General features: G+C 39.9%; 5 protein-coding genes, 2 rRNA genes and 1 pseudogene. 3 read left to right on the forward strand and 5 right to left on the reverse strand.

Annotation, left to right across the window (positions count from 1 at the left end; all coding sequences use genetic code 11):
• Positions 1-250 (forward strand): annotated as a pseudogene (locus ACXITR_RS14140) (RNA-guided endonuclease TnpB family protein); the annotation flags it as partial.
• A gap of 68 nt (positions 251-318) precedes the next feature.
• Here the strand turns inward: ACXITR_RS14140 and ACXITR_RS14145 are convergent.
• The 3 genes from ACXITR_RS14145 to trpC form a co-directional block, all read right to left on the reverse strand.
• On the reverse strand, positions 319-1,161 hold the full coding sequence (locus ACXITR_RS14145; RefSeq protein WP_457997869.1) for a glycerol acyltransferase: 843 nt from the start codon (positions 1,159-1,161) through the stop codon (positions 319-321).
• Between the two features lie 126 nt (positions 1,162-1,287).
• On the reverse strand, positions 1,288-1,752 hold the full coding sequence (locus tag ACXITR_RS14150; RefSeq protein ID WP_457997870.1) for an MEKHLA domain-containing protein: 465 nt from the start codon (positions 1,750-1,752) through the stop codon (positions 1,288-1,290).
• Between the two features lie 84 nt (positions 1,753-1,836).
• Positions 1,837-2,718 (reverse strand): indole-3-glycerol phosphate synthase TrpC, encoded by an 882-nt coding sequence (gene trpC, locus ACXITR_RS14155; RefSeq protein WP_457997871.1) that lies wholly within the window; start codon positions 2,716-2,718, stop codon positions 1,837-1,839.
• Between the two features lie 217 nt (positions 2,719-2,935).
• Here trpC and fabG point away from each other — a divergent pair, with 217 nt between their 5' ends.
• Both fabG and ACXITR_RS14165 read left to right on the forward strand, forming a co-directional pair.
• The gene (gene fabG, locus ACXITR_RS14160) at positions 2,936-3,697 is read left to right on the forward strand and encodes a 3-oxoacyl-[acyl-carrier-protein] reductase (RefSeq protein ID WP_457997872.1); all 762 of its coding nucleotides are present in this window, start codon (positions 2,936-2,938) and stop codon (positions 3,695-3,697) included.
• Between the two features lie 129 nt (positions 3,698-3,826).
• Complete coding sequence (locus ACXITR_RS14165; protein ID WP_457997873.1) at positions 3,827-5,524, forward strand: potassium channel family protein; 1,698 nt, start codon at positions 3,827-3,829, stop codon at positions 5,522-5,524.
• 70 nt (positions 5,525-5,594) lie between these two features.
• Here ACXITR_RS14165 and rrf read toward each other — a convergent pair.
• Positions 5,595-5,712: ribosomal RNA gene (gene rrf, locus ACXITR_RS14170) — 5S ribosomal RNA — on the reverse strand.
• A gap of 71 nt (positions 5,713-5,783) precedes the next feature.
• Positions 5,784-5,973: ribosomal RNA gene (locus ACXITR_RS14175) — 23S ribosomal RNA — on the reverse strand; the annotation flags it as partial.

Genomic DNA, 5,973 nt, shown 5'->3' on the forward strand with positions numbered 1-5,973 from the left:
GGAGTATAAGTTTAGTGGAAAAAGAGTACAGCGTGGATTGTACAAAATTGCCAACGGTAAAACTATTAATGCCGATTGCAATGGAGCGATTAATATTTTAAAAAAAGTAAGTACACAGCTAGGGTTAGACTTAGCCAAGGTGCGTAGGGGAGCATTGACTCTCCCCAAACGGTATAACGTTAGTAGCTTAACTAAATCATATCGTAAGCGGAGCGAACAGGTTTTAACCTGTGTAGCGACATCTGCTTAGAATCCACGTCATTTTAATGCGTGGAGAAGTCAACCCCACAACACAAATCCCTTGTCCCCTCAAAATTTCTAAAGACGAACAAAACGCTCATTTTCCACTTGGTAAAGTAAATCTAACTGATACTGCATCGACTTCTCCACAATGTCATAACATTCATCCACATAATCCTTATCCTTACTAACATCCATCCCATAATGTTTAAAATAAATGGGAGGACATACACGGGTACGAATAGGATTGGGTAATGGAATATTTGGTAAAGGACCAAAAGCAATACCCCAAGGTAATCCCAGATAAATAGGAAAAGTTTGAGGATCTACATCTAAAAGCCAATCAAACCATCCTAAATCATGGAAAGACTTCGCCTGTTGATACAAATCCGTTAATACATACAAAGTTTCATGGGCGCCCTTAGACACCAAAGGTACAATGGGTAAAGAATACTTAAGAGCTAATTTAATAAAAGCCTTTCTGCCCACCAACTTAATTTTATCCCTCTGGCTATAGGGGCGAAACACATCCTCAGCACCCCCCGGATACACCAAAACACTTGCCCCCGACTCGATCGCCTTTATGGCCATTTTAGGATGGGCTACCACCGCTCCACACTGTGCTGCTAAATCCACCACGGCACTATAAACTTTCCACGCACTGGGGTGCATCAGTCCATATACTGGCTTTTCTACCCCAAAACGTTTGAACCAGTCATACATCATCATAGTCATGTCAGGGGCGCCTAATCCTCCATTATGGGAACCCACAAACAACACTTGAGTATTAGGGATATACTCCCAGCCATCGGTTTTTACTTGAAAATAATACTTATATAAAAATTCCCAAAATGGCATTACCTTTTTTATAGTTTCTGGATCTCTATAATCTAATGACCAGCCTAATCGTTTATCTGACATAATAAAAATTGCTATCTTCTCTGATGAATTACCAATATTTTTCCTAGGTAATACTACTTTTAGCTTACAGTAATTTTACAAAACTTAACAATCAGCTTTGCCATCGGGATCATGATGGGTAAAAAATTATAGTTTTTCCCACTCAGAAAAGGTAGCGGCTTGACCACAATAATTATCAGAATCGTCTATCAAATTCCACATAGTAATATCTTTTATACTATATTTAACTCCTGTGCGAGAAATTCTTACTCCCTGATAATCAGTCACATAACCCTTAACATTTGTTTCGTGTAAAAGTCTTTCCCTCTCTTCCCTTAATAAAGGTTCTGTGGTGGTACGAGAGGGGGTTGCCATTAGTTGCTCCCAACTCATATCCCATAAAATCAAACCCTTTTCATTACCATAATTATAGTGAGGATCTGATAATGTATTATGGGAAAAAACCACCATGGGGGCATAAAAGAGATTTTTCCCTTGGGTTAATTCATTTCCTTTTCTTTCAATTAATTCTTTTTTGAATAATTTTTGATAGCTATTAAGTATTATTTGGCTCCAGTTAATTATCTCTTGATTTTCCCAAATATTTATCATTTTTTCATTGTATTTAATATTTGTCTGACGGTATAAAAAAGAGGCAAGGAGTTTTAGCCCCTTATGGGTAAAATGATTGAATAGTTAGTACAGATTTTGTACCCCTGCGGTGATGTCATCTTGTTTTACTAAGGATTCACCGATTAAGACGGCGTTTGCCCCTGCTTTTTGTACAAGTTGTAAATCTTGTTTTGTGTATAAACCTGATTCACTGACGATGGTAATACCTTTTTCTTTGATGATGTTTTTTCGCTCGGTAAGAATATCTTTTGTGGTGTCAAGGGTAACAGTGAAATTTTCTAGGTTACGGTTATTAATACCGACTAATTTTACCCCATCAATGGCTAAAACTCGGTCTAATTCTTCGAGGGTATGGACTTCTATTAATGCTGTCATATTTAACCCTTCGATAATTTTCAGAAAATATTTGATGTCACTATCTTTGAGGATGGCGGTAATTAGTAGCACTGCATCGGCACCGTTTAATCTCGCTAGATAGATTTGGTAAGGATAAATAATAAATTCTTTACACAATAGGGGAAGGTTAACGGTATTTCTAACGATGGCAAGGTTTTCAAAGCTACCTTGAAAAAATTTTTTATCGGTTAATACGGATAAACAAGCGGCACCTCCTTTTTCGTACGCTGTGGCGATCGCACTTGGGTCAAAATCTTCACGAATAATCCCTTTACTAGGGGATGCTTTTTTTACCTCGGCGATGAGGGCTGGTTGATGGGGGCTATGATGTAGGGCGCCTAAAAAGTCTTTTGGTTGATTAGTTAGATTATTTACTTTTACCCTTAAGTCCAAGAGAGAAAGGCGATCGCGCATTTTTTTCACTTCTTGCTCTTTGTACCATACAATTTCCTCAAGGATATTTTGGGGTTCTGCTTCTGGTACTTTTACTTGATAGCGTAAACTCTCAACGGCAACGGCAGGGGAAGGTTCTTGACGGCGAATTCTCATCTTTTATAACTATTACTGACGATCATTACTTTATCTTAGCAAGAGTTAAAACACAATAGGCAGGGGGCAACAGGGAAATGTTTTTACTCTTAATTTGTCATCAGTTTCAATAATTCTCTATCTTTTATTGTTCGTTGTGGATGGTCAATTTTTTCCTCCTTAGTGAATATTTCTGGTAAACTAATCCGTGCAGTTTAATGATCATAAGTACATTTATATGGAATTATTACCTACTAATTTACAAAGATTGAAAGGTCAAGTCGCCGTAATTACAGGGGCTTCCCGTGGGATTGGTAAAGCCAGTGCGATCGCCCTTGCCGAAGAAGGAGCATCCATTGTCGTAAACTATGCCAGTAATAGTGAAGCAGCGGACAAAGTCGTAGCCGAAATTACCGAAGGGGGGGGGAGTGCGATCGCCATAAAAGCGGATGTTTCCAACCCTGAAGAAGTAGATAACCTTTTCAAAGAAGCAGTCAAAGCATTTGGCAAAATTGACATCCTAGTGAACAACGCAGGGATTACCCGTGATACCCTTATGTTAAGGATGAAGCTCGAAGATTGGCAACAGGTAATCAACCTCAATCTTACGGGGGTATTTTTGTGTTGTAAAGCCGTCAGTAAAATGATGCTTAAACAAAGAAGCGGTAAAATTATCAACATTTCCTCCGTAGCAGGGCAAATGGGCAACCCCGGACAAGCTAACTATAGCGCCGCTAAAGCAGGGGTAATCGGTTTAACCAAAACCCTAGCCAAAGAATTTGCCAGTCGTGGTGTTACGGTGAATGCCGTTGCCCCCGGATTTATTGAAACTGATATGACCAGCGGATTAGAAGCCGAAGACATTTTAAAATTTATTCCCCTCGCTCGTTACGGTAAACCTGAAGAAATTGCTGGGATGATTCGTTTCTTGGCGGCGGATACTGCTTCTAGTTATATTACAGGACAGGTGTTTAATGTTGATGGTGGCATGGTCATGTAATCACTTAACCTCATCTTTTTTCTAGTATAGTAAATCACAATTAGGTTTCACACCATAGGAGATAATGAACACATAACGAAATAGGTTAACAATGATTACCTATGGCTCGAATTTTAACTCCAACGGAAAATGAAACCTTTTATTATTGTTTGTGCTTTAGGTAGGACAGGTTATAAGATTTATAATTTGTTAAAGCAACAAGGGGCTAATGTGGTGGGAATTAGCGATCGCCCCTTGACTACCCAAGAAAATGATCACATCATTGTAGGTAATATGAGGTCTCCTCAAGTATTGATGGAAGCTGGAATTACCGAAGCCCAAACCATCGTCTTGGCTAGTAATGATGATGCCCTGAATGTGGCCATTGTCACCCAAGCCCGAACCCTTAACCCCAACATTAGAATTATTAATCGTCTCTACAATCGTACCCTTGGGGCAAGGTTAGATCATACCCTAGCAGATCATTTTACCATGAGTGTTCCAGCCCTAGCCGCTCCCATCTTCGCCTTTGCTGCTACTGGAAACAGGGCGATCGGTCATCTAAAATTATTGGATAAAACATGGGCATTACAAGAAGAGGTAATCGATGAAAATCATCCTTGGTTGGGGGTAAAGTTATCTCAGTTGTGGGATAACCTCGAGCAGATGTTAATTTATTATTTACCAAAGCAGGGAGAAATTGACCTCGTTTCCGCCGTCATGGAAGGTCAAAAGTTAGAGTTAGGAGATCATTTAATAGTTGCCACAAGGGCAAAAATTAACAACAAATCAAGAAATTTTCTCTTAAAGTTTTTAAAAGTTTTTCTTAATATTGGCAAATATAAACAATATGCTCGTCCTGTAATAGTTGTCACCCTCGTATTATTATCGTTAATCTTCCTTGCCACTTTTACCTACGTTTTTGTGAACTGGAATATCTCCCCCGTGGATGCCCTTTATTTTAGTGTGGGAATGATTACGGGGGCAGGGGGAAAAGAAGAAGTAGCGGAAAATGCCCCCGACATTATTAAAATATTTACCGCCATTATGATGATTGTGGGTGCTGGGATTATCGGCATTTGTTATGCCCTTATCAATGATTTTGTCCTCGGCAGTCGTTTAAAACAATCTTGGGATGTGGCTCAAATACCCAGTAAGAATCATTACATTGTTTGTGGTTTAGGTAATGTCGGGATTGAAATTGTTCGAGAGTTGCACCGTCAAGGGCAAGATGTGGTAGTAATAGAGCCAGACCCTAATAATCGTTTTCTCCATTCTGTACGTTCTTTGGGAATACCAATTATCGTAGAAGATGCCACTTTGTCTGATACCCTAAATACTGCTAATGTGCGCCGGGCGATCGCTCTTTTGGTGGTTACCAGTAATGATATGCTAAACGTAGAAATAGCTCTAACGGTAAAGGCGCTCGCTCCCAACCTACCAGTAACCCTAAGAGTGCAAGAAAGTCAATTCGCCGAGTCAGTCCAAGATGTATTTCAATTTGAAACCGTATTATCCCCCTCCGACTTAGCAACCCATTCCTTTGCCGCTGCCGCCCTAGGAGGAAGAATACTCGGTAATGGTATGACTCAGGATTTACTCTGGGTAGCCCTTGCCACCATGATTACCCCTAACCATCCTTTCTGTAATCATGAAATCAAGAATATCGCTAGTCAAGCAGATTTTGTTCCACTCTACATCACAAGGGGCAATAAAAATATTCACAGTTGGGACTTATTAGAAATTAAATTAAAAGAAAATGACATCCTCTATTTAACAATTCCTGCTCATCGTCTTGATGAATTATGGCGTATAGACTCTTCCACTCCTATACTCATTCATCATTGAATTTCAGAGAGAGAATTAAAGACAAAAAAAAGCCGCCCGTAGAGAGAGCGGTTTTTTTTAGAAGAATTAAGGCAGGCATAGAACTATTGTCCCAAGGGGCTACCCCCGTAGTATCGTCGCTGCTGTCGTGTTTCACCCACGAGTTCGGGATGGAGTCGTAGTGGTTCCACAACGCTAGATATACCTGCCAAGATTGTGAGGTTAAAAACCCTCAAGACTGCATAGATTATTATAAGTAAGTAGTTAATTAATTAATTAGTAGGTCAAGCTGACGGTCTGTTAGTACACTTCGGCTCCATACATTACTACACTTCCACCTTGTGCCTATTAACGGGTGTTCTTCCCGTGACCTTACACCAGAATACTCATCTTGAGGTGGGCTTCCCACTTAGATGCTTTCAGCGGTTATCCGCTCCGTACATGGCTACCCAGCGTTTACTGTTGGCACA

It is taken from the genome of Cyanobacterium sp. (genome assembly GCF_054166785.1).

Coding starts and splice junctions, on each gene's coding strand:
- trpC (WP_457997871.1), bottom strand. CDS start 2,718: ATGAGAATTCGCCGTCAAGAACCTTCCCCTGCCGTTGCCGTTGAGAGT.
- ACXITR_RS14150 (WP_457997870.1), bottom strand. CDS start 1,752: ATGATAAATATTTGGGAAAATCAAGAGATAATTAACTGGAGCCAAATA.
- fabG (WP_457997872.1), top strand. CDS start 2,936: ATGGAATTATTACCTACTAATTTACAAAGATTGAAAGGTCAAGTCGCC.
- ACXITR_RS14165 (WP_457997873.1), top strand. CDS start 3,827: ATGAAACCTTTTATTATTGTTTGTGCTTTAGGTAGGACAGGTTATAAG.
- ACXITR_RS14145 (WP_457997869.1), bottom strand. CDS start 1,161: ATGTCAGATAAACGATTAGGCTGGTCATTAGATTATAGAGATCCAGAA.